General features: G+C 68.0%; 14 protein-coding genes and 1 pseudogene. 3 read left to right on the top strand and 12 right to left on the bottom strand.

The window, feature by feature from the left end:
- Positions 1 to 81: 81 nt before the first annotated feature.
- The 4 genes from prpF to prpB form a co-directional block, all read right to left on the bottom strand.
- Positions 82 to 1,266 carry a 2-methylaconitate cis-trans isomerase PrpF gene (gene prpF, locus KHN96_RS02440; RefSeq protein ID WP_062738633.1) on the bottom strand — a complete coding sequence of 395 codons (1,185 nt, stop codon included), beginning with the start codon at positions 1,264 to 1,266 and terminating at the stop codon, positions 82 to 84.
- Complete coding sequence (gene acnD / locus KHN96_RS02435; RefSeq protein WP_062738634.1) at positions 1,263 to 3,860, bottom strand: Fe/S-dependent 2-methylisocitrate dehydratase AcnD; 2,598 nt, start codon at positions 3,858 to 3,860, stop codon at positions 1,263 to 1,265. The genes prpF and acnD overlap by 4 nt, the downstream gene beginning before the upstream one ends.
- 276 nt (positions 3,861 to 4,136) lie before the next feature.
- Positions 4,137 to 5,306 (bottom strand): bifunctional 2-methylcitrate synthase/citrate synthase, encoded by a 1,170-nt coding sequence (gene prpC / locus KHN96_RS02430; RefSeq protein ID WP_045219279.1) that lies wholly within the window; start codon positions 5,304 to 5,306, stop codon positions 4,137 to 4,139.
- A gap of 37 nt (positions 5,307 to 5,343) precedes the next feature.
- Positions 5,344 to 6,240 (bottom strand): methylisocitrate lyase, encoded by an 897-nt coding sequence (gene prpB / locus KHN96_RS02425; protein WP_062738635.1) that lies wholly within the window; start codon positions 6,238 to 6,240, stop codon positions 5,344 to 5,346.
- 166 nt (positions 6,241 to 6,406) lie between these two features.
- Here prpB and prpR point away from each other — a divergent pair, with 166 nt between their 5' ends.
- The 3 genes from prpR (at position 6,407) to KHN96_RS02410 (ending at position 10,895) form a co-directional block, all read left to right on the top strand.
- Complete coding sequence (gene prpR, locus KHN96_RS02420; protein WP_115044466.1) at positions 6,407 to 8,356, top strand: propionate catabolism operon regulatory protein PrpR; 1,950 nt, start codon at positions 6,407 to 6,409, stop codon at positions 8,354 to 8,356.
- 70 nt (positions 8,357 to 8,426) lie between these two features.
- Positions 8,427 to 9,344, top strand: coding sequence for an aromatic amino acid DMT transporter YddG (gene yddG, locus KHN96_RS02415; RefSeq protein WP_062738637.1), 918 nt, complete (start codon positions 8,427 to 8,429; stop codon positions 9,342 to 9,344).
- 207 nt (positions 9,345 to 9,551) lie between these two features.
- A complete protein-coding gene (locus KHN96_RS02410) occupies positions 9,552 to 10,895 on the top strand; it encodes a GGDEF domain-containing protein (protein ID WP_045219286.1) in 1,344 nt (447 codons plus the stop codon).
- An 18-nt stretch (positions 10,896 to 10,913) separates the two neighbouring features.
- Here KHN96_RS02410 and pdeM read toward each other — a convergent pair whose 3' ends face one another.
- The 8 genes and pseudogenes from pdeM to KHN96_RS02370 all read right to left on the bottom strand — a co-directional run bounded on the left by pdeM (position 10,914) and on the right by KHN96_RS02370 (position 20,294).
- Positions 10,914 to 11,570, bottom strand: coding sequence for a ligase-associated DNA damage response endonuclease PdeM (pdeM, locus tag KHN96_RS02405; RefSeq protein WP_045219289.1), 657 nt, complete (start codon positions 11,568 to 11,570; stop codon positions 10,914 to 10,916).
- Entirely contained in the window at positions 11,567 to 14,182 is a 2,616-nt protein-coding gene (locus KHN96_RS02400; protein ID WP_062738638.1) for a ligase-associated DNA damage response DEXH box helicase, read from the bottom strand. The genes pdeM and KHN96_RS02400 overlap by 4 nt, the downstream gene beginning before the upstream one ends.
- On the bottom strand, positions 14,179 to 15,825 hold the full coding sequence (locus KHN96_RS02395; protein ID WP_045219292.1) for an ATP-dependent DNA ligase: 1,647 nt from the start codon (positions 15,823 to 15,825) through the stop codon (positions 14,179 to 14,181). The genes KHN96_RS02400 and KHN96_RS02395 overlap by 4 nt, the downstream gene beginning before the upstream one ends.
- Complete coding sequence (locus KHN96_RS02390; RefSeq protein WP_115044468.1) at positions 15,822 to 16,868, bottom strand: ligase-associated DNA damage response exonuclease; 1,047 nt, start codon at positions 16,866 to 16,868, stop codon at positions 15,822 to 15,824. The genes KHN96_RS02395 and KHN96_RS02390 overlap by 4 nt, the downstream gene beginning before the upstream one ends.
- A 135-nt stretch (positions 16,869 to 17,003) precedes the next feature.
- A pseudogene (locus KHN96_RS02385) lies at positions 17,004 to 17,162 on the bottom strand (VOC family protein); the annotation flags it as partial.
- Between the two features lie 56 nt (positions 17,163 to 17,218).
- On the bottom strand, positions 17,219 to 18,049 hold the full coding sequence (locus tag KHN96_RS02380; RefSeq protein ID WP_062738650.1) for a DUF2242 domain-containing protein: 831 nt from the start codon (positions 18,047 to 18,049) through the stop codon (positions 17,219 to 17,221).
- Positions 18,050 to 18,248: 199 nt separating this feature from the next.
- Positions 18,249 to 18,995: a metallophosphoesterase family protein gene (locus KHN96_RS02375; protein WP_062738640.1), complete on the bottom strand. Its 747-nt coding sequence runs from the start codon at positions 18,993 to 18,995 to the stop codon at positions 18,249 to 18,251.
- A 42-nt stretch (positions 18,996 to 19,037) separates the two neighbouring features.
- The gene (locus KHN96_RS02370; RefSeq protein ID WP_147282543.1) at positions 19,038 to 20,294 is read right to left on the bottom strand and encodes an SLC5/6 family protein; all 1,257 of its coding nucleotides are present in this window, start codon (positions 20,292 to 20,294) and stop codon (positions 19,038 to 19,040) included.
- Between the last annotated feature and the right edge of the window lie 239 nt (positions 20,295 to 20,533).

Genomic DNA, 20,533 nt, shown 5'->3' with positions numbered 1-20,533 from the left:
CCTGCGAAAAGGGCCAGCAATGGCTGGCCCTCTCCGAGCCGTTCATGCGTTGGCGCTGAACGGCGTTTTTGTCGGCAACGCTCAGCCCGGCACGCGCACCCACCCCTCCATCAGCACGCGCGCACTGCGGCTCATGATGGCCTTGGTGACGGTCCATTCCCCGTCGACGAGCTTGGCCTCCGCCCCGACGCGCAGCGTGCCCGACGGATGCCCGAAGCGCACGGCACCGCGTTCTCCACCGCCCGCTGCCAGGTTGACCAGCGTGCCCGGAATCGCCGCCGCCGTGCCGATGGCGACCGCTGCCGTCCCCATCATCGCGTGGTGCAGCTTGCCCATCGACAACGCACGCACCAGCAGGTCCACATCGCCTGCGCCGACCTTCTTGCCGCTCGATGCCACGTAGTCCTTCGGCGGTGCGACGAACGCCACCTTGGGCGTGTGCTGCCGCGTGGCGGCTTCTTCAATGCTGTTGATCAGCCCCATGCGCACCGCGCCGTGCGCGCGGATGGTCTCGAACATCGCCAGCGCCTTCGCATCGCCATTGATGGCGTCCTGCAGTTCGGTGCCGGTGTAGCCGATGGCCTCAGCGTTGACGAAGATGGTCGGGATGCCCGCGTTGATCATCGTCGCCTTGAGCGTGCCCACGCCGGGCACCTCCAGGTCATCGACGAGGTTGCCGGTAGGGAACATCGCGCCGCCGCCGTCGCCTTCCTCTTCGGCAGCCGGGTCCAGGAATTCAAGCTGCACTTCTGCCGCCGGAAAGGTCACGCCGTCCAGCTCGAAATCGCCCGTCTCCTGCACCGCGCCGTTGGTCATCGGCACGCGGGCAATGATCGTCTTGCCGATGTTGGCCTGCCAGATGCGGATGATGGCAGTGCCGTTTTCCGGCACGCGGCTTGGGTCCACCAGGCCGTTGCTGATGGCGAACGGCCCGACGGCCGCCGACAGGTTGCCGCAGTTGCCGGACCAGTCCACGAACGGCTTGTCGATCGAGACTTGGCCGAAGAGGTAATCCACGTCATGGTCGGGGCGGGTGCTCTTGCTCAGGATGACAGTCTTGCTGGTGCTCGACGTGGCGCCGCCCATGCCGTCGATCTGCTTGCCGTACGGGTCGGGGCTGCCGATCACGCGCATGAGCAACGCGTCGCGCGCGGCGCCGGGCTGTTGCGCGGCCGGCGGCAAGTCCTGCAGACGAAAGAACACGCCTTTGCTGGTGCCGCCACGCATGTAGGTGGCGGGAATCTTCACTTGCGCGGGGTGGCTCATGCTGCTTCCTTGTTCGATTCCAAAAAGTCCTGCGCAAAGCGCTGCAGCACACCGCCGGCTTCGTAGATCGACACTTCCTCGTCGCTGTCCAGGCGGCACGTGACGGGCACTTCCACGCGTTCGCCGTTCTTGCGGTGGATGACGAGCCTCAGGTCCGTGCGCGGTTTGCGCTCGCCGATCACGTCAAAGGTTTCGGTGCCGTCAATGCCGAGCGTGAGGCGCGTGGTGCCCGGCTTGAACTCCAGCGGGAGCACGCCCATGCCGATCAGGTTCGTGCGGTGGATGCGTTCGAAGCCTTCGGCCACGATGGCCTCCACGCCGGCCAGGCGCACGCCCTTGGCGGCCCAGTCGCGCGAGCTGCCCTGGCCGTAGTCGGCGCCAGCGATGACGATGAGCGGTTGCTTGCGCTCCATGTATGTCTCGATCGCTTCCCACATGCGCGTGACCTTGCCGTCGGGCTCGATGCGCGCGAGCGAACCCTTCTGCACCTTGCCGTCCACCACGGCCATCTCGTTGACGAGCGTGGGGTTGGCGAACGTCGCGCGCTGTGCGGTCAGGTGATCGCCGCGGTGCGTGGCGTACGAGTTGAAGTCTTCTTCCGGCAAGCCCATCCTGGCGAGGTATTCGCCCGCCGCGCTGTTGGGCAGGATGGCGTTGGACGGCGAGAGGTGGTCGGTCGTGATGTTGTCCCCCAGCACCGCCAGCGGGCGCAGGCCCTTGAGCGTGCGCTCGCCGGCCAAGGCGCCTTCCCAATACGGCGGGCGGCGGATGTACGTGCTTTGCGGGCGCCAGTCGTACAGCGGGCTCACCTTGGCGGCCGTTTCGCTGCGTTGCTCGAACATCGGGATGTACACCTGGCGGAACTGCTCCGGTTTGACCGAGGCGCGCACGATGGCGTCGATCTCTTCGTCGGTCGGCCACAGGTCTTTCAGCAGGATCGGCTTGCCGTTGGCATCGGTGCCGAAGCTGTCGCGCTCGATATCGAAACGCACGGTGCCCGCAATCGCATAGGCCACCACCAGCGGCGGCGATGCGAGGAACGCCTGCTTGGCATACGGGTGGATGCGGCCGTCGAAGTTGCGGTTGCCCGACAGCACGGCCGTGGCGTAGAGGTCTCGGTCGATGATCTCTTGCTGGATCTTCGGGTCCAGCGCGCCGCTCATGCCGTTGCAGGTGGTGCAGGCAAACGCGACGATGCCGAAGCCGAGCTTCTCGAGTTCTTCCTTCAGGCCCGACTCCTTCAGGTACAGCTCCACCGCCTTGGAGCCCGGCGCGAGCGAGGTCTTGACCCACGGCTTGCGCGTGAGGCCCAGGCGGTTGGCATTGCGTGCCAGCAGCCCGGCGGCGATCACGTTGCGCGGGTTGCTGGTGTTCGTGCAGCTCGTGATGGCGGCGATGATGACGGCCCCGTCGGGCATCTGGCCCGGTGTGTCTTCCCACTTGCCGGCGATGCCCCTGGCAGCGAGGTCGGTCGTGGCCACGCGCGCGTGCGGGTTCGACGGGCCGGCCATGTTGCGCACCACGCTGGAGAGGTCGAAGCGCAGCACGCGTTCGTATTCGGCGTTCTTGAGCGTGTCGGACCACAGGCCCGCGGTCTTGGCGTACGTTTCGACCAGCTTGACCTGCTCGTCGCTGCGGCCGGTCAGGCGCAGGTAGTCGAGCGTCTGCTGGTCGATCGAGAACATCGCCGCCGTGGCGCCGTATTCCGGTGCCATGTTCGAGATGGTGGCGCGGTCGCCCAGCGTCAGCTTGGACGCGCCTTCACCGTAGAACTCCAGGTACGCGCCCACGACCTTCTGCTTGCGCAGGAATTCGGTCAGCGCCAGCACGATGTCGGTGGCGGTGATGCCGGGCTGGCGCTGGCCGGTCAGCTCCACGCCGACGATGTCCGGCAGGCGCATCCACGAGGCGCGGCCGAGCATCACGTTTTCGGCTTCCAGCCCGCCCACGCCGATGGCGATCACGCCCAGCGCATCGACGTGCGGCGTGTGGCTGTCGGTGCCGACGCAGGTGTCGGGATAGGCCACGCCGTCGTGCGCCTGGATGACGGGCGACATCTTCTCCAGGTTGATCTGGTGCATGATCCCGTTGCCCGCGGGGATCACGTCGACGTTCTTGAACGCGTGCCTGGTCCAGTCGATGAAGTGGAAGCGGTCTTCGTTGCGGCGGTCTTCAATGGCGCGGTTCTTGGCGAACGCGTCGGGGTCGAAGCCGCCGCATTCGACGGCCAGCGAGTGGTCGACAATCAGCTGCACCGGCACGACCGGGTTGACCTTGGCCGGGTCGCCGCCCTGGTCGGCAATGGCATCGCGCAGGCCGGCGAGGTCCACCAATGCGGTCTGGCCGAGGATGTCGTGGCAGACCACGCGCGCCGGGAACCACGGGAAGTCGAGGTCGCGTTTGCGCTCGATCAGTTGCTTGAGCGAGGCGGTGAGGGTGGACGGGTCGCAGCGGCGTACCAAATTCTCGGCGAGGACGCGGGAGGTGTAGGGGAGCTTGTCGTAGGCGCCGGCTTGGATGGCTTCGACGGCTTCTCTCGCGTCGAAGTAGTCGAGGTGTGTGCCGGGGAGGGGTTTGCGGTGTGCTGTGTTCATGGTGTGGGTCCATCCCTTGTTTCTCCCCCTGCCGGGGGCGACTTACTTTCTTTGTCTTGCCAAAGAAAGCAAGCAAAGAAAGGCGCGCCCGAGATGGCGACTTCCCCTTGAATTTATGTAACCGTGCGGAGAAGGAGGCAAACTCGCTTCGCTCAGACAAGCCTCCTTCTTCTTTTCGCCCGCTTACAGAAACTCAAGGCGCCATCCAGGGCAGCAACGTCAACGGCCACACCGCCGGTGGGTGTGTGTTGACGCTCCTTTCTTCTTTCCTATTTCTTACGGGCGCTTGCCGATCGGTACGAACTTCAGGTCTTCGGGGCCGGTGTAGTTGGCGCTCGGGCGGATGATCTTGTTGTCGATGCGCTGTTCGATGATGTGCGCGGCCCAGCCCGAGGTGCGTGCGATGACGAACAGCGGGGTGAACATCGCGGTGGGCACGCCCATCATGTGGTACGACACGGCGCTGAACCAGTCGAGGTTCGGGAACATCTTCTTGATGTCCCACATGACGGTTTCGAGGCGTTCGGCAATGTCGAACATCTTCATGTTGCCGGCTTCCTTCGACAGCTTCTTCGCCACTTCCTTGATGACCTTGTTGCGCGGGTCGGACACGGTGTACACCGGGTGGCCGAAGCCGATCACGACTTCCTTGGCCTCCACGCGGCGGCGGATGTCGGCCTCGGCTTCGTCCGGCGTGTCGTAGCGCTTCTGGATCTCGAACGCCACTTCGTTTGCGCCGCCGTGCTTCGGGCCGCGCAGTGCGCCGATCGCGCCGGTGATGGCGGAGTAGATGTCCGAGCCCGTGCCGGCGATCACGCGGCCGGTGAAGGTCGAGGCGTTGAACTCGTGCTCGGCGTACAGGTTCAGCGACACGTGCATCGCATCGACCCACGACTTCGACGGCTCCACGCCGTGCAGCAGGTGCAGGAAGTGGCCGCCGATGGAGTCGTCGTCGGTTTCGACTTCGATGCGCTTGCCGTTGTGGCTGTAGTGGTACCAGTACAGCAGCATCGAGCCGAGGCTGGCCATCAGGCGGTCGGCGATGTCGCGGGCGCCGGGGATGTTGTGGTCGTCCTTCTCGGGCAGCACGGTGCCGAGCACCGACACGCCGGTGCGCATCACGTCCATTGGGTGGGCCGAGGCGGGCACCCATTCCAGTGCGGCCTTCACGTTGGCGGGCAGGCCGCGCAGCGCCTTGAGCTTGGCCTTGTAGGCGGCCAGTTCGGCCCTGTTCGGCAGCTTGCCGTGCACCAGCAGGTGGGCGACTTCCTCAAACTCGCACGCCGCGGCCAGGTCCAGGATGTCGTAGCCGCGGTAGTGCAGGTCGTTGCCGGTGCGGCCGACGGTACACAGCGCGGTGTTGCCGGCCGTCACGCCCGACAGGGCCACGGATTTCTTGGGCTTGAAGGCGCCGGTGTTCGGGGTGCTGTTGTCTGCTTCGCTCATGGTGCGGTGTCTCCTTGGATGCGTTGAATCTTCGGGCTTATTTCTGTGCGGCAAACAGCGCGTCGAGCTTGTCTTCGTACGCGTGGTAACCGAGATATTGATACAGATCGGCGCGGGTCTGCATGGTTTCGACGGCGGCCTTCTGCGTGCCGTCGCGCATGACGGTCTGGTAGAAGTTCAGCGCCGCGGCGTTCATCGCACGATACGCGCCGCAGCAATACAGGGCGATATCGACGTCCGCGCTGCGCAGCTCGTCCGTGGTGAACAGCGGCGTGTTGCCGAACTCGGTCAGGTTGGCCAGGATGGGCACCTTCACGGCGGCCTTGAAGCGGCGGTAGTCGTCCAGCGTCTTCATGGCTTCCGGAAAGATCATGTCGGCGCCGGCTTCCACGTAGGCCACGGCCCGCTCGATGGCGGCGTCGATGCCTTCGGAAGCGGCCGCATCGGTGCGGGCCATGATGACGAAGTCGTCGTCGGTGCGGGCGTCCACGGCGGCTTTGACGCGGTCGACCATCTCGTCGGTCGGCACGACTTCCTTGCCCGGGCGATGGCCGCAGCGCTTCTGGCCGACCTGGTCTTCCAGGTGCACGGCCGCCACGCCCGCCTTGATGAACGAGCGGATCGTGCGTGCGATGTTGAAGGCGCCGCCCCAGCCAGTGTCGATGTCCACCAGCAGCGGCACCTGCACGGCGTCGGTGATGCGGCGGGCGTCGATCAGCACGTCTTCCATCGTGCTGATGCCCAGGTCCGGAAGGCCCAGCGAGTTGGCGGCCACGCCGCCGCCCGAGAGGTACAGGGCCTTGAAGCCGGTCTGCTCGGCCATCTTGGCGGCGTAGGCGGTGATGGCGCCCACCACCTGCAGCGGTTGGGACTCCGCCACGGCCTGGCGGAACTTGGCGCCCGCGCTGGTGGGCTGTCGTTTGGTTGTGCTCATGCGTGCTCCAGAAGAATCGCCGTGTAGAGCAGGAAGCGGGCCATCGGCGCCGCGCCGCCTAAGCCGTTGATTTGTATGGGTGTGGCGTTGGCGCCCCGGATCACCTCATTTCAGAATTGAAATTTCCATTTCAATATGGAAATGGCGGGCGCATAATGCAGGGATCATGCATCCGACTGCCGACCATGCTGACCGCCCGCGCATCTGGGCGTGCGGCATCAGCCGCCTGAGCGACCTGTTCCTCGACATTGCCGCCGAGTACAACGACCGCGCCGAGCTGCGCGTCGTCACGCGCGGCTTTGAAGACATCGTGCGCGAGATCGACATGGCCGGACCCCAGCGCCCGGATGTGGTGGTCGCTGGCGGCTCGAACGGCGCGTACCTGAAGCCGCGGCTGTCTCTGCCGGTGGTCGTCATCAACCCGACGGGCTTTGACGTGATGCACGCGCTGGCCCGTGCACGCCGTGCGGTGGCCGATGCTGCGCAGCCGGTGGCGCTCGTCACGCATGGCGACACGCCCGAGGAGGTGCGCCGCTTTGTCGCTGCATACAACATGGACGTGGTGTTCGCGTCGTATGCGTCGCGGCAGGACGCGGAGAGCTGCGTGCTCGACCTGCGCGACCGCGGCGTCGGCGCTGTCGTCGGACCGGGCCTGGTGACGGACCTGGCCGCGCGCGCCGGCATGCAGGCCGTGTTCCTGTATTCGCGCGATTCCGTGCGCGCGGCGTTCGACACCGCGCTTGAAGTCGTGCAGGCCACGCGCCGCGAAGCGCAGCGCCGCCAGCGGCTCGACAACCTGCTGCAGCACCTGCGCGACGGTGTGGTGGCGCTCGATGCGCAAGGTCGCGTGGAAGCGATCAACGAGCGGCTGGCCACGGCGCTCGGCATCGACGCCAAGCAGGCCATCGGCCAGCCGCTGCTGAGCATCGCGCCGAACCTGCTGGGCCTGCTGCCCGATGCGGACGGCGACACGCTCGGCACCGTGCGCGGCGTGAGCTACGTCATCCACCGCGGCCCGCTGGCCGGCATGGGCGCCGCAGACGGTACCGTGTTCACGTTCCAGGAGTCGCGCGCCGTGGAGCGGCTCGACCGCACGCTGCGCTCGCGCCAGCGCCCGCAGCAGTTCAGCGCGCGCTACCGGCTCGATGATCTCGTGGGCGCATCACCGCCCATGGAGCGCGTGCGCACGCTCGTGCGCCGCTATGCCAGGTCGGATGCGACCGTGCTCGTGCTCGGCGAATCCGGCACCGGCAAGGAGATGGTCGCGCAGAGCATGCACGAGCTCAGCGCGCGGCGCGATTTTCCGTTCGTCGCCATCAACTGCGGCGCGTTTCCCGAGGCGCTGCTCGAGAGCGAGCTCTTCGGCTACGAAGAAGGCGCGTTCACCGGCGCACGCAAGGGCGGCAAGGCCGGGCTGATCGAGGCGGCGCATCGTGGCACGCTCTTCCTCGATGAGATCGGCGAGATGCCGCTGCCGCTGCAAAGCCGCCTGCTGCGCGTGCTGCAGGAGCGCGAAGTCGTGCGGCTTGGCTCGACCGAGCCCACGAGCGTGGACATCCGCGTCGTGGCGGCCACGCACCGTGCCCTGACCGACGCGGTGGAAGCCGGCGCCTTCCGTGCCGATCTGTACTACCGCCTCAACATCCTCAGCATCGCGCTGCCCCCGCTGCGCGAGCGCCCCGACGACGTGATGCCGCTGGCCGCCGAACTGCTCGTGCAGGCCGCACGCCGCGAGCCGCGCCTGCTGCTGCGCATTGCCGATACCGACGAGGCCGCGCATCTGCTGGCCGGCATTGCGGCGCCGCTGCAGCGCTACACGTGGCCCGGCAACGTGCGCGAGCTGCAAAGCGTGGTCGAGCGCATTGCGGTGGAACTGGCCGATAACGACGACGCCAGCCCCCTCACCCAAGACGTGCTGCGCATGATCGCGCCCGAGGTGTTTGCACAGACGGCGCGCGGCAGGGGCGGCGCGCAAACGCTGCGTGAGCGCAGCCGTGGCGTGGAAGCCGAAGCGATCCGGGCCGCGCTGGCCGCGCATGGCGGCGACCGCGACGCGGTGTGCGCGGCGCTCGGCATCAGCAAGACGACGCTGTGGCGGCGGTTGCAGGCCGGCTAGCCGATCGACGTGCCGCGCGATGGCGGTAAGATCGGCCCCTTCCCAATCGACAAGTCAGCGCAGGCACGTTATGCAAAGCAGGAGCAGGGCGACCCTCATCGGGCTCATCGCGGTGTTGTTGTGGGCCTCGATCGTCGGGCTGATCCGGGGCGTCAGCCAGAGCCTCGGGGCCGTGGGCGGTGCCGCCATGATGTACAGCGTGGCCTCGGTGCTGCTGCTCTTCACCGTCGGGTTCATCCGCTGGAAGGATTTTCCGCGCCGGTATCTCGTGTGGGGAAGCCTGCTGTTCGTGGCGTATGAGTTGTGCCTGTCGTTGTCGATCGGCTATGCCAACACCAGCCCGCAGGCCATTGAGGTCGGCATGGTCAACTACCTGTGGCCGTCGTTCACGATGCTGTGCGCGATCGTGTTCAACAAGCAGAGATCGAACTTGCTGATCGTGCCGGGGTTTCTCATTGCCATTCTCGGCATCTGCCTCGTACTGGGCGGCGACCAGGGGCTCGACATCGGCGGCATGGCCGCAAACGTGCGCGACAACCCGCTCAGCTATGGGCTGGCGTTTTCGGGCGCCGTGATCTGGGCCGCGTATTGCACCGTGACCGCCCGGATCGCCGAGGGCAAGAACGGCATCACGCTGTTCTTCATGCTGACGGCGCTGGCGCTGTGGATCAAATACTTCGCCACCGGCGGCGGCGCGATGCACTTCAGCGTCGAGGCGATTGTCTACCTGGCGATGGCCGCATCGGCCATGGGCTTCGGTTATGCAGCGTGGAACGTGGGCATCCTGCACGGCAACGTGACGGTGCTGGCCGGCGCGTCGTACTTCATTCCGGTGTTTTCTGCGGCGCTGGCCGCGGCGCTGCTGCGCACGCCGCTGTCGTTCGCGTTCTGGAAAGGCGCCTCGATGGTGTGTGCGGGCTCCATCCTCTGCTGGGTGGCAACGCGTGGGCAACGCGCGCGCGCCGCTGCCGCGCCCGAGCTGTCGTAACGGCGGGCCGCGTCCACCAGCGGCGCACGGCGCTGCCCGGCGCAATCCTTCGCTCGCCACCGCGCCTGGCGGCGTGTCTCGCCCGGGGATCACGGCGGACGCCTTTCCACAACAAACACCCACATACACCTTTTCGCGGCTTTTCGGTGCGGCGCGAACCATGGAGAATCGGTCTCCAATCCCGCTTGCCAACCTGTTGTATTAGGTATGACCGAAAAGAACCCATCGGAGACCGCGCGGCACGCTCTCCGGCTGCTGGCCTCACGCAGGTTGGCTCCCACGCCAGATAACTTTGCCGCGATCTATTACGAAATCGCAGGCAGCAAGCCCCATGAAGACGCCCCGGCAGAGCGCGCGGCGCTCGTGCGCGACCTGCGCGAGCATCTTGCGCGCACCGTCGAGTGCTGCCTGCCGGCCCTGGGCACCGACGATGCCCTGGTCGGCCCAGCGGCCTGGGCGCTCGTCAAGGCGTGCCGCTCCGACGCCGAAAGCCTCGCCAGCGTGAACAGCCGGCTCGCGGCGTTCAACCAGCGGCTGGCGCTGGCGGCCGCTGACCAGAACGACATCCGCCAGTCGCTGCTGGGCCTGCTGCAGCTCGTGTTCGAGAACATTAGCGAACTCTCGCTGGACGACCACTGGCTGCGCGGCCAGATCGACGCCCTGATGCGGGCCAGCGAAGCGCCCGTGAGCCTGCGCCGGCTGGACGATCTGCGGCGCCGCCTCAAGGAGGTCATCCACAAGCAGAGCTCGCTCAAGAGCAAGTCGATGGAGGCGCAGGAAGAGATGAAGCGGCTGCTGGCCGCCTTCATGGAGCGCCTGTCTGCCGCGGCCGCCACGTCGGACGCACACCACCGGCAGATGGAAGCCTGCGCGCGGCGCATCGAAGCGGCCCGGACCGTGGCGGACATTGCGCCCGTCATCCAGGACGCGCTGTCGGCCACGCGGTGGATGTCTTCGGAAGCCGCGCGCAATCGCGACGAGCTGTCGGCCATGCAGATGAAGGCCGAAGAAGCCGCCGCCGAAGTGGCCCGGCTGCGCAAGGCGCTGGACCTTGCTTCGGCGTCGGCGCGGCACGACCTGCTCACGGGTGCGCTCAACCGCAAGGGCCTGGAAGAGGCGCTGGAGCGCGAGGTGGCCCAGGCGATGCAGCAGGGCGCCGCGCTGTCGATCGCCTTCCTGGACATCGACAACTTCAAGGCCATCAACGACACGCACGGCCACACGTCGGGCGACGATGCCCTCGCGCACCTGGCGCAGGTGGCGCGCGAGTCGATGCGGCCGCAGGACACGCTGGCCCGCTTCGGCGGCGAGGAGTTCGTGGTGCTCATGCCGGACACGCGCCTGGAAGACGGCGTGAAGACCATCGTCCGGCTGCAGCGTGCACTGACCCAGCGCTTCTTCATGGCCGGCGACACGCGCCTGTTCATCACGTTTTCTGCCGGCGTGGCGGAGCTGGGCAAGGACGAACCGCCCATGGCGGCCATCCACCGCGCAGACCGCGGCATGTACCAGGCCAAGCGCGCGGGCAAGAACAAGGTCGTCAGCGTCTGAGGCGCCGCGCTGGGCGCGCTAGAACAACGGCCACACCTGGCCGTCTGCCACGCCATACAGGGCTTCACCGGGCGCGGCGGGGGCCGTCCACAAGCCCGTGAACTCACCAAATGCCGGCAGCAGCGCAGCGCCGGGGCCAAAGCGGAAGCACGGCAGCCGCAGCCGGTCGCGCCCGCGTCCGCTGATGACGATGCCGGGGTGCACATGCCCGGCGATCACGTAGTGGCCGGGCACCGTTTGCGGCGCGTGACACAGCGCGAAGGGGCCGAGCACCCACGGTTCTTCCACCACGTTGAAGCGCAGCGCGGCCGGCGGGTCGCCCGCGTGGCGGTCGTGATTGCCGCGCACCAGCGTGCACGCCACGTCGGCATGCCGGTCGCGCCATGCCGCCAGCGCTTCGAGGGCCGCCTGCGCCTCGCGTGCGTGCAGCAGGTCGCCGAGCCAGGCGATGTGCGCCACCGGCAGCCGCGCGAGCATGGCATCGAGCCGCGCCACGGCTTGCCCGGTGCTGCCGGCGGGCACCGGCACACCGCGCGCGCGGAACGTCGCCGCCTTGCCAAAATGCGCATCGGCCACCATCAGCATGCGCTGCGCCGGCCACCACAGCGCGCGCTCGGGCAGCAGCCAGACGGCTTCGCCCGCGCACTGGATGACGAGATCGTGCGGCCCGGTCATAGCAGCGGCAGCGGTTTCGACGTCTTGCGCGGACGGCGCGCACGGCGGCTGCCCTTGCCCGCCGTCTCAGGCGATTCCGTCATGCGCAGCGCGGCTTGCACGTCGGCATCGATGGCGGGGCGCGGCGCCGCATCGGGGTCGGTCGGCTCCGGGCCGGCCGCGCGTTCGGCGTCGGCCAGCATGCGGGCAATGCGGTCGGCCAGCTTCTCGGTGGACAGCTGCTCGCGAAAGCGCTCCACCATCAACGGAAACCCGAACGGCGATGGCCGCTGCAGCGCCCGCAGCTCCAGCCGCAGCGCGCGCATGCGTGTGAGGGCCGCGTCGATGCGGTCCAGATCGAGCTCCTGGCGCAGCACTTCGTTCTCGGCCTGCGTGAGCAGCAGGTTGCCCGGGTCGTGCCGCCGGAAGACTTCATAGAACAGGCCCGATGACGCCTGCAGCTGGCGCGTGCTCTTGTGCGCGCCGGGATAGCCCTGGAACACCAGCCCCGACACGCGCGCAATCTCGCGGAAGCGCCGCTGCGCGAGCTCGCCGGCGTTGAGGCTGGCCAGCACATCGTGCAGCAGCGTGTGGGTTGCAAACAGCTCGCCGCTGGCCAGCAGCGTGGGCCAGTCGATGGGCGTGGCAGACAGCAGCTCCAGCCCGTAGTCGTTGAACGCCATCGAGAACGTGGCCGGCGTGCGCTCGGCCGCGCGCCACGCCAGCAGGCTCGCCAGCCCCAGATGCGCATGCCGCCCGGCAAACGGATACAGGAACAGGTGCCAGCCCTCGCGCGAGTGCAAGGTCTCGGCAACGAGCGTGGCGGTGGTCGGCAGTGCAGACCAGCGCGCCTGCAACTCCAGCAGGGGGCGCGCAGCCAGCATCTCGGGGCCGTCGAAGCACCCGTGTGCCGCGGCATCGAGCTGTGCCACCACGGCATGCGCCAGCTCGGTGGACAGCGGCATGCGTCCGCCATTCCAGCGCGGCACGGCGGCCCGCTTGCCGCTGGCGCGGCGCACATAGGCGGTCATGTCCTGCACGCGCACCAGTTCAAGCAGCCGGCCCGCAAAGAGGAAGTTGTCGCCGGGGCGCAGGCGCGCGATGAACCCTTCCTCGATCGACCCGAGCGCACCGCCACCCGCCGCGCGCCACCAGCGCACGGTCATCGTGGCATCGCTGACGATGGTGCCGATGCTCATGCGGTGCCGGCGGGCCAGGCGCGCGTCGGGCACGCGCCAGATGCCGTGTTCGTCGGGCGCAACGCGGTGGTAGTCGGGGTAGGCCGTGAGCGAGTGGCCGCCCTGGCGCACGAAGTCGAGCGCCCATTGCCATTCGTCGTCGCGCAGATCCCGATACGCCCACGCGCGCCGCACTTCCTGCAGCAGCGCATCGGGCACGAAGCCGCCGCCCAGTGCCACCGTCACCAGATGCTGCACCAGCACGTCCAGCGGCTTGTGCGGCGAGGCGCGTGCCTCGACCTGGCCCGAGAGCGCGGCTGCACGCGCGGCCGCGCTCTCCACGAGTTCCAGGCTGTGCGTGGGCACTACCGTCACGCGTGACGGCCGCCCCGGCGCGTGGCCGGACCGCCCCGCACGCTGCAGCAGCCGCGCCACGCCCTTGGGCGAGCCGATCTGCAGCACGCGTTCCACCGGGAGGAAGTCCACGCCCAGGTCCAGGCTCGACGTGCAGAACACCGCCTTGAGCGCGCCTTGCTTGAGCCCCGCTTCCACCCAGTCGCGTGTGCCGCGATCGAGCGAGCCGTGATGCAGCGCAATCAGACCCGCCCATTCCGGCCGCGCGTTGATGGCGGCCTGGTACCACAGTTCCGCCTGCGAGCGCGTGTTCAGGAACACCAGCGCGGTGCGGGCGCTCTCCAGTTCTTCCAGCACGTGAGGCAGCATCGCCATGCCCAGATGCCCCGCCCACGGAAACCGCCCGACGCCATCGGGCAGCAGCGTGTCGATCTCCATGCGCTTGGGCAGGTGGCCCTGCACCAGCGTGCCGGCGGCGGGCGTGCCGGCGTCGCCCAGGGCTTGCATGGCTTCCGTCAGGTTGCCCAGCGTGGCCGAGAGCCCCCACACGATCAGCCCCGGCGACCACGCCCGCAGCCGTGCCAGCGCCAGCTGCACCTGCACGCCGCGCTTGTTGCCGACAAGCTCGTGCCATTCGTCCACCACCACCACGCGCACGGAGCCCAGCGCTTCGCGCGCATCGGCACGCGCCAGCATGAGCGACAGGCTCTCCGGCGTGGTGACCAGTGCCGTGGGCAAGCGGCGCGATTGCGCAGCGCGTTCGGCGCTGCCCGTGTCGCCGGTGCGCAGGCCCAGCGTCCAGTGCGGTGCCAGCGCCTGTGCCGCTTCCGAGATCGCACGCGTGGTGTCGGCGGCCAGCGCACGCATGGGCGTGAGCCAGAGCACCGACAGCGGCGGCGCACCGCCGCGCCCGCGTACGTCGGCCAGGCGCTGCAGCGCACCCAGCCACACGGCATACGTCTTGCCCGCGCCCGTGGTGGCATGCAGCAGGCCCGATTCGCCGCGCGCCATGGCGTCCCATACCGCGCGCTGAAACGGCATCGGCGTCCAGCCGCGCGCGGCAAACCATGCATCGACGGTGGGCAGCGCGGCTTCGCTCATGGCACGGGCAGCAGGCTTTCGAGGGTCTGCAGCGTATCGGCCTCGGCGACGGGCTTGTCGTGCCGCCAGCGCAGCATGCGCGGAAACCGCACCGCAATGCCGCTCTTGTGGCGCGCGCTGCGGGCGATGCCCTCAAAGCCGAGCTCGAACACCATCGTCGGGGTCACGCTGCGCACGGGCCCGAAGGTCTCCACCGTGGTCTTGCGGATGAGCGCATCCACCTGGCGGATCTCCGCATCGCTCAAGCCGGAATACGCCTTGGCAAACGGCACCAGCTTGCGCTCGGGCACGTCGGGCGGGGCATCCCACACGGCGAAGGTGTAGTCGGTGTACAGGCTCGCGCGGCGCCCGTGGCCACGCTGCGCGTAGATCAGCACCGCATCGACCGAGTACGGATCGATCTTCCACTTCCACCACACGCCCACGTCCTTGGTACGGCCCACGCCGTAATGCGCATCGCGCCGCTTGAGCATCAGCCCTTCCACACCGAGCTCGCGCGAGGCCTCGCGCTGGTGCGCAAGGTGCGGCCAGTCGTCGCCCTGAAGCAGCGGCGACAGCTCCAGCGCCGGGTGCACGCATTCGGCAATCACGCGTTCAAGCTGGGCGCGCCGCTCGGCTTGCGTGCGGCCGCGCCAATCCTCGCCCTGCCATTCGAGCAGGTCATACGCCAGCAGCACGGCGGGCGCATCGCGCAGCACGCGCGCATTCAGCGTCTTGCGGCCGATGCGTTGCTGCAGCAGTGCGAACGGCTGGACGCGGCCTTCGCGCCAGACCACGATTTCGCCGTCGAGCACCGTGCCGGCCGGCAGCACGCGCGCCATGTCGGCAAGTTCAGGAAAGCGCTCGGTGATGAGCTCCTCCCCGCGCGACCACAGCCACGCGCCATCGGCCCGGCGCACGAGTTGCGCGCGAATGCCATCCCACTTCCATTCGATCTGCCAATCGGCCGGCGGGCCCAGCAGCGTGTCGAAGACCTCCACGTCGGCCTGCAGCGGATGCGCCAGGAAGAACGGATACGGGTGGCCTGCGTCCAGCGCGTGGCCGTCGGCGCTCGCATCGGCCAGCAGCGCGCGATAGCGCTCGGCCGTGGGCGCCTGGGCGATATCCGTATAGCCCATCAGCCGCTGCGCCACATGCTTCGGGTCGGTGCCGCCCACCTCGGCCAGCGCGCGCGTGACAAGCAGTTTCGACACGCCCACACGAAACGCACCCGTCATCAGCTTCATCAGTACCAGCCGCGCGTGCAGCGGCAGGCCTCGGCACAACTCCGCCAGGCGCGGCAGCACCACCTCGGGCGGCAGGCCGCGCAGCGGCAGCAGCCGCGCTTCCATCCACTCGGCCAGGCTGGCGTCGTCCGTGTGGTCGGCATCGGGCAGGATCAGCGCGATGGTCTCGGCCAGGTCGCCCACGGCCTGGTAGCACTCGTCGAACAGCCATTCGGGCAGGCCGGAGGCTGACTGCGCGAAGTTGGCCAGCACGCGCACGGGCACGAGCTGCCTCGGCTTGCCGCCGGCCAGGAAGTACACGGCCCACGCCGCATCGGCGTCGGGCGCGGCGCGCAGATACGCCACCAGCGCGGCCAGCTTGGCGTTGCTCGACGTGGTGGCGTCCAGCTGCGCGTACAGGTCGGCAAAGGCTTTCATGGGGCGGACGGCTCCGTTGCAACCGGCGCGCTCTGCGCCGCGGCCGCTTCATCTTCGTCGCCGTACTCGGTGGCGAAGGCGCGCGCGTCCAAGCCTTGCTCGCACAGCCAGCGCACCATCGGAGGCACCTGCCCGTGCGTGACGTAGACGCGCGTGGCGCCCGTGGCCTCGATCGCCTGCAGCAGGCCCGGCCAGTCGGCATGGTCGGATAGCACGATACCGCGATCGACGCCGCGCCGCCGCCGCGCGCCACGCAACTGCATCCAGCCGCTGGCAAACGCATCGGCATAGTCGCCAAAGCGACGCATCCACGGCGTGCGTTGCGCCGATGGCGGCGCCAGCACCATGGCGCGCCGCAACGCCGCACGAGGCAGGTCGGTCACCAGTTGCGTCATCGGCAGCGCCACGCCTGCCGCGCGATACGCCGCGTCCATCTGCAGCATGGCGCCGTGCGAAACGATGGGCCCGATGCCGGCATCCAGCCCGGACAGGATGCGCTGCGCCTTGCCGAACGAATAACAGAACACGACGCTCGCGCGGCCCGCCTCCGCATTGGCGCGCCACCACGCGTTGAGCTGCGCAAAGATCTCGGCTTGCGGCCGCCAGCGGTAGATCGGCAGCCCAAAGGTTGATTCGGTGATGAACGTGTCGCAGCGCACGGGCTCGAACGGGGCACACGTGCGGTCGGCCTCGACCTTGTAGTCACCCGAGACCACCCAGACCTCGCCGCCGTATTCCAGCCGCACCTGCGCGGAGCCCAGCACATGCCCCGCCGGATGGAAACTCAGCCGCACCCCGTGGTGGACGACCGATTCGCCATACGCGAGCGTCTGCAGCGGAATGTCGCTGCCGAGCCGCGCGCGCAACACACCCGCGCCCGGCGCGGCCGCCAGGTAGTGGTGGTGCCCCACGCGGGCGTGGTCGCTATGCGCGTGCGTGATGACGGCGCGGTCCACCGGCCGCCATGGGTCTACATAGAAATCGCCCGCGGGGCAGTACAGCCCGCTGGGCGTGGTGACGATCAGATCGGCTGTTTGGGGCATGCTGTGTTGGCTCCATGCGCCGCGAGGGCCGCGCCCCGGCGCATGGAAGGCGGCCACACGCGCCGTCACCGCCGACGGCGTGCGACGGTGATGTCACTTCAGCACGGTTTGTGCCCGTGCCGCCCCGCGCGCGGTTCAACCGCGCCGCGCGGCGTCGATCCTGGCGATGTCGATCTTGCCCATCGTCATCATCGCGTCAAACGCGCGCTTGGCGGCTGCGCGGTCAGAGTCCGTCACGGCGGCGATCAGCGCGCGCGGCGTGATCTGCCACGACAGGCCCCATTTGTCCCGGCACTTGCTCGTCATGGCTGTCTCCTGAAGGGGCCGGCACCGCTTTTTAGCGGAGGCGCTCAGCTCGCGCCGCCCGTCGTCGAGCTGGCAGGCCCGGACGCAGGTGCCGGCCCCGCAGCCGGTGCGGGCGGCGTGGTCACCGCAGGGGCCGATGCCGGTGCCGCTTCCGCCGGTGCCTTCGGTGCCGGCGCAGCAGCCGGCGCCGCCACCGGCACAGGCGGCGCGGGCGGCGTCGGCACCACCGGTGTCGTCATCTTCATCGGCTCGCCCTGCGGCGTGGGCGCGGGTTCGGGCAGCGGAGCCACGGGTTCCTTTTCTGCGGCCTTGGCCACCTTGCGGTCGTGGCGCGCCGGGTCGATCTTCAGGAAGTGGTCGACCAGGTTGAAGTAGCGCTCGTAGAACACGCCGGCCGGAATCGTCTCGCTTGCCACCTTCACCATCGAGTCGTCGCCCGAGCCGATCGGCAGCGACAGCGAGCCCAGTACGCTCAGCCCCACGCTTGCCGACGTGCTTGTCTTCTTGAGCGCGTAGCGGTCTTGCACCGCGTTCACGTAGGCCGTGCTCGACGTGCCGTCTGACGTGGCATCGGCGCACACCACGTGGAACGAGATCACCACGTGCGAATCGTTGCTCGGCTGGAAGTTCTTGCTGCCGTCAATCGTGTCTGCGCGCGGTGAGCTCGCGACATAGCCCTGGCTCAGCAGCGCCCGGCGCGCGGCCTCGCACGTGGCGTCGGACCGTGCGTGGAACGTGCGGGCGTAGGGGCTCTTGTCCGCATCGAACTGTTCTTGCTGGTAGAGCGGCGTGGGAGAAGAGCTGCACGCCGACAGGGCAGACACGGCAACGGCAAGGGCGCACGAAGCAGACGACAGACGGAGGCGGATGGGCATGGTGTTGGGCAAAAGGGCTCGGCCGGACGATGTGCCCGATGCGTCATCAGGCAGCCGCCCGGCGGTGCCACTGCGTGGGCGGCGCAAGTTTTGTGCGCGGCCCGGGCACGTGGCGCGTGGGCTGGTGTGGCCGGGCGACATTATAAGTTTGTTGGGTGGCGCGGACAGCCTTCGGCAGCCGCATTCGTGCGTTCTGGGCCTAACCCCGCGAGCGCACCTTGCCAGTGCGCAGCGCAAACGCCCAATCCGGGCGGCCTCGTTCGTCCGCAAGCGCCGCTGCATCGTCCCACGCGTAGTCCACCGCACGGAATTCTGCGGTCCACTCTCCTTCCTGTTCAGTCAGGATGGCGTAGCGTGCATGCGGGCTGCCGGTTTCAATCGTATGGGGGAAAGGATAGGCGTCGCTGTAAGCCTGCAGGCCGACACTGCCGGGGTTGACGATAAAGCGGCCATCCAACAGTCGCATCGCGCGTGGCATATGGGTGTGCCCACAAAGCACGAGCCTCGCGTCGGCATCCTCTGCGCGGTAGAGCACTTCATCGTGGGTCGCCGCGCGACATCCTTGCTCGCAAAGCGATTCCAGAAAGTAGGTCTGGTCGTAGTGCACAGACCCGTGAACGAGGAGCACCTCGTCTTCGATGTACCGAAGCACGGGCAGGCGGGCAAGCCACGCGAGCTGGTCCCGCCTCAACTGCGCAAACGCGTACTGGTCCGACGGGCCCATGCTTGACGGGTCGCCGGCAAGAACCTGCCTTTCATGGTTGCCGCGAATGGTCGGCAGGTTCAGCGCCATCAAGCGATCGACCGTTTCGCGCGGTTGCAGCGGGCCCGACGCAATATCGCCGAGGTTCACGATCAGATCGACACTTTGCGCTTGAATGTCTTCCAACACGGCGTCCAGCGCGGCCAGGTTGCCGTGAATATCAGAGAGGGCGGCGATTCTCATGGCGGGGCGATGTTGGCAAAGCGCCTATCCTACCGGTGGCAATCAGGCGGCCGACGCCACGTCTGCCCGCGCCTCGTACAGCGCAACGCCCACCAGCACCAGTGCCCCCCACGCAATGCCCACCAGCGCGCTCACCCAAGCGCTGGCGTGCCACCCCAATAGCGGTGATACGCACAGCATCGTCAGCGCACTCACAAAGCTCGCACCCATAGCCCATGCGGTACTGCGCCCGCCGCCATAGCCAAGGAGCGTGGCCACCAAGGGCACTGCCACCGTGGCTAGAAACAGCGTGTTGATCGACACAATCAACCCAACCATGCTCGTGCCGATCTGAGCGATACCGATGCCGCCGAGCACGACGGCCAGCGAAACAACGCCGTCTGGCGCGCGGTGCCACGACAGCGCTTGCCGCATGGCGTGTGCTGCCGCCATGGCAACGGCGGCGCCGGAACCGAGCGCCGCCAGCAGCAGCGCACACAGAATGCCCTTGCCAACGCCGGTATGGCTGCCGCCGAACGGCTCTACCACCAGGAACGGAATTGTCTCCTTGGCGGCCAAGCCGTCGGGCAGATGGCCAGCCTGCATGGCAGCCAATACCGCCGTGGAAGGCAACGTGCTGATCAACATGACGAGCACACCGGCCAGCACACAGCCCAACACGGCCGCCCGCCGGGAACGCGCGAGGATGACGAACTGCTGGTAGTCCGCCCCCAGTACCACCAGCGCAATCGTGCTCAACATCGTGACCCCGATGTCCGACACCGACAGGTAGCGCGCCGCATCCGTGGCGAGCAAGGCCAGTGAGCGGCCATATAAGCCAATGCCGTTGTTCAGCACAATCACCACCACCAGCGATGCCGAGGCGGCGGCGAGGAATACTGAAAACACAGCCCCCAGCCGGCCCGGCCGCAGCCGCCCCAGCCCCCACACCAGCAACCCGGCAATGGCGTATTGCCACACTGGCGTCAGGCCGAAATTGAGCCCGAGTACCGCAGCAGCGCCCTGCAGTTGTACAGAGAAAATTCCAAGCAACCACACCGAAGACAACAGCGCGACACCGCTCTCAAGCGCTGCGTTCTTGCCTCTGAAAAGGCCCCAAATGGGCGTGCCCAGCCGCCAGAACGTGCCGGCCGCCACGGCCAGGAACAGCATGCCGATACCGGTGGCTGCGGCGTAGAGGCTGGAGGCCATGCCCACAGTTCGCGCCAGTTCACCGGTGCCGAATACAAAACCGATACCGTAGCTGGCCGACACCAGCAGGATCGCCACATTCCAAGGGCCCAGAGAACGCTTATTCATGGTGGTAGCCGCGTTTGATCCAGCAGTTCACGGCAGGCTGTTCGCCCGCAAAGTAACCCGTGCGTGCTCCGGTAGCGATAGAGCGATGCCAGTGATGGCAGCGCAATCCACCACTGCCCGATTGCATCGTTGAGGCGCGTATGAAGCTTGTCGGAACGCGTGGATGTCTGCCTGTGCCGAGCGCAGCGGCCCACTCGCGAGGGCGCCCGCGGGCACCACTGCAGCAGGGCGGGAGAGCA

Source organism: Ralstonia mannitolilytica, from assembly GCF_905397375.1.
Taxonomy (GTDB): Bacteria; Pseudomonadota; Gammaproteobacteria; order Burkholderiales; family Burkholderiaceae; genus Ralstonia; species Ralstonia mannitolilytica.
Note: the sequence above shows the minus strand (reverse complement) of the source record. Positions and strands in the feature narration are given on the sequence as shown.

What these genes read in the sequence shown, in the direction of transcription:
- prpF (WP_062738633.1), bottom strand. Translation starts at nt 1,266, where the DNA reads ATGAGCCACCCCGCGCAAGTGAAGATTCCCGCCACCTACATGCGTGGC.
- acnD (WP_062738634.1), bottom strand. Translation starts at nt 3,860, where the DNA reads ATGAACACAGCACACCGCAAACCCCTCCCCGGCACACACCTCGACTAC.
- prpC (WP_045219279.1), bottom strand. Translation starts at nt 5,306, where the DNA reads ATGAGCGAAGCAGACAACAGCACCCCGAACACCGGCGCCTTCAAGCCC.
- prpB (WP_062738635.1), bottom strand. Translation starts at nt 6,240, where the DNA reads ATGAGCACAACCAAACGACAGCCCACCAGCGCGGGCGCCAAGTTCCGC.
- prpR (WP_115044466.1), top strand. Translation starts at nt 6,407, where the DNA reads ATGCATCCGACTGCCGACCATGCTGACCGCCCGCGCATCTGGGCGTGC.
- yddG (WP_062738637.1), top strand. Translation starts at nt 8,427, where the DNA reads ATGCAAAGCAGGAGCAGGGCGACCCTCATCGGGCTCATCGCGGTGTTG.
- KHN96_RS02410 (WP_045219286.1), top strand. Translation starts at nt 9,552, where the DNA reads ATGACCGAAAAGAACCCATCGGAGACCGCGCGGCACGCTCTCCGGCTG.
- pdeM (WP_045219289.1), bottom strand. Translation starts at nt 11,570, where the DNA reads ATGACCGGGCCGCACGATCTCGTCATCCAGTGCGCGGGCGAAGCCGTC.
- KHN96_RS02400 (WP_062738638.1), bottom strand. Translation starts at nt 14,182, where the DNA reads ATGAGCGAAGCCGCGCTGCCCACCGTCGATGCATGGTTTGCCGCGCGC.
- KHN96_RS02395 (WP_045219292.1), bottom strand. Translation starts at nt 15,825, where the DNA reads ATGAAAGCCTTTGCCGACCTGTACGCGCAGCTGGACGCCACCACGTCG.
- KHN96_RS02390 (WP_115044468.1), bottom strand. Translation starts at nt 16,868, where the DNA reads ATGCCCCAAACAGCCGATCTGATCGTCACCACGCCCAGCGGGCTGTAC.
- KHN96_RS02380 (WP_062738650.1), bottom strand. Translation starts at nt 18,049, where the DNA reads ATGCCCATCCGCCTCCGTCTGTCGTCTGCTTCGTGCGCCCTTGCCGTT.
- KHN96_RS02375 (WP_062738640.1), bottom strand. Translation starts at nt 18,995, where the DNA reads ATGAGAATCGCCGCCCTCTCTGATATTCACGGCAACCTGGCCGCGCTG.
- KHN96_RS02370 (WP_147282543.1), bottom strand. Translation starts at nt 20,294, where the DNA reads ATGAATAAGCGTTCTCTGGGCCCTTGGAATGTGGCGATCCTGCTGGTG.